Raw genomic sequence first — 2,098 nt, 5'->3', positions numbered from 1 at the left:
AGGAGAACGAACCGGAACACGAGGCGGTGCTCATCGATTCGGTCGGCCGGGCGCTGCTGGTGGTGCTGGACCGGCTCGGCCCCGGCGAACGCGTCGCGTTCGTCCTGCACGACTTGTTCGCGGTGCCGTTCGACCAGATCGCGCCGATCCTCGGCCGCACGACGCCCACCACCAAGAAGCTGGCCAGCCGGGCCCGGCAACGCGTCCGCGGCGACCACGTCGTCGACACACCGGAGATCGCCGCGCGGCGCCACGTCGTCGACGCGTTCCTCGGCGCGGCCCGTACCGGCGACCTCGACGGCCTGTTGGCGGTGCTCGCCCCCGACGTGGTCCGGACGGCCGACGCGGCCGCGCTCCCGCCGGGAACGGCCACGACGGTGCGCGGCGCTTCGACGGTAGCCGCGGAAACCGTGCTGCTGCGCGGGCGATCGCAGACGGCGGCGCTCGCGCTGGTGGACGGTCACCCGGGCATCGTGGTCGCGCCGCACGGCAGGCTGTTGCTGGCGCTCGCGATCACGGTGCGCGGTGCGCGCGTGGCAGGCTACCGGGTGATCGCCGATCCGGCGCGGCTGCGCCGTCTCTCGATCACTGTGCTGCCCAGCTGATCTCGATCCTGCTCAGGGCGTCGGCACCGGCTCCGGCGCGCCGCCCGGAGCCGCGCGTTCGGCCGAGCGACGCCGCCGGAATTCGCGAGGTGTCTCGCCGAAGCGCGCCTTGAACGCCGCGGAGAACCACGCCGGGGTGAACCCGGCGCGGACGGCCAGCTCGCGGATGGGATCCTCGGCCCGCGCGGGGTCCTCGAGCAGATCGCGCGCGGCGCGCAGGGCTTCCTCGCGCCGCACGTCGCGGTAGGTGGTGCCGGACTGGTGCAGGACCACCCGCAACTGCCGGGGCGACCAGCCCAGCGCGTGCGCCACCGCGGGCAAGCGCACGTCACCCCGGCCCACGTTGGCTCGCACGTACTGCCGGATCTGCGCGACGACCTGGGCATGGTGGGCGCGCTGCGGGTGGGTGTCGCCGAGCGAGATCAGGCTCAGCAATTCGGCGATCCGGTCGCAGACCGCGTTGAACTCGTGATCGGAGAGGTTCGACTGTTCGGCGTGGGTGCTGCGGATCATGGCCTGGGTGATCCGGCCGAGCCCGCAGTCCAGGTCGATCGTCATGCCGCGTTCGGCGAGCGGGCCCGCGCGATGGTCGAGTTCCGCGCGCGGCAGCTGGATCGCGTAGGCCGACAGCAAGGGGATGTGGATCTGGCACAGGTCGTCGAGGGCGGTCACCGCGGCCTGATCGGGCCGCGCCGAGGTCTCCTCGTCGCGATACCGCACCGAGTACACGCCCCGCTCGGGGACGACCACCCAGTAGAAGTCGTCGCACGGACCACGGCGGATATTCGTCCGCGTGCGGTAGGACGTGCTGGTTCCGCGCTGCTCCCAGCGCAGCAACCGGTAGACGGCCGATTCCTGGACCGTCAGTCCCGAATACCACCGGTCGGGGTCGCCGTACCGGTAGTCCATCGGAACGAAGCTGTTGGCGATCGTGGTCCACGACGCGGAATCGCTCGCGGTCACGCCATAGCACTGCATGCTGACAACCTATCGCCGCCGATTTCACCGAAACCGTATTGTCCATCAACACGATAGGGTCGCGCCCGCGAGCTGCGCACGACCGGGAAGCCTCTGCTCGTACCTCGCCCGGCCACCGCGTTTCTCCAGCTCGGCGCGTGTTCAGCGGGCGGGCACCCTGGCGAAGCCGAGCGGCGGCGTCGACGCGGGCCCGGTCCTCGTCACCGGGCGGAATTCGGGCAGTACCGGCAGCACATCCGCGTTGCGGGCGGCGTAACAGCGCACGACGGGCAGCGCACGAGCCACTTCGGCACGTTCCACCGGCTCGTGATCGATGAAACCGACGGCGTCGAGGGCGAGACCGAGCGTGCGCGCGATCCGCGCGATCGCCGAAGACTTCGGGCCCCAGCCGATCTCGACGGCCGAGAACATCTCATAGACGCCGTGCCGGTACAGCTTGTCCAGCGTCCACTCCCGCTCGCCACGGCTGGCGACGGCATGCCAGATGCCGCGCTCGCTGAGCACGCGCAAGGTGC

3 protein-coding genes are annotated in these 2,098 nt (G+C 71.3%); 1 reads left to right on the top strand and 2 read right to left on the bottom strand.

Features of this window, described 5'->3' with window-relative positions:
* Window positions 1–605 (top strand): sigma factor-like helix-turn-helix DNA-binding protein (locus ON27_RS13150; RefSeq protein WP_043725312.1); only part of this gene is annotated, 605 nt, incomplete at its 5' end.
* A 12-nt stretch (window positions 606–617) separates the two neighbouring features.
* Here ON27_RS13150 and ON27_RS39845 read toward each other — a convergent pair.
* Entirely contained in the window at window positions 618–1,583 is a 966-nt protein-coding gene (locus ON27_RS39845) for a helix-turn-helix transcriptional regulator (protein WP_051046506.1), read from the bottom strand.
* 141 nt (window positions 1,584–1,724) lie between these two features.
* On the bottom strand, window positions 1,725–2,098 hold a 374-nt coding region (locus ON27_RS13140; protein ID WP_043725309.1), incomplete at its 5' end, for a hypothetical protein.

It is taken from the genome of Nocardia asiatica NBRC 100129, from assembly GCF_000308415.1.
GTDB lineage: Bacteria > Actinomycetota > Actinomycetes > Mycobacteriales > Mycobacteriaceae > Nocardia > Nocardia asiatica.
The sequence above is the reverse complement of the archived record's forward strand: the minus strand, read 5'-3'. Positions and strand labels throughout refer to the sequence as shown.

What these genes read in the sequence shown, in the direction of transcription:
- ON27_RS39845 (WP_051046506.1), bottom strand. Translation starts at nt 1,583, where the DNA reads ATGCAGTGCTATGGCGTGACCGCGAGCGATTCCGCGTCGTGGACCACG.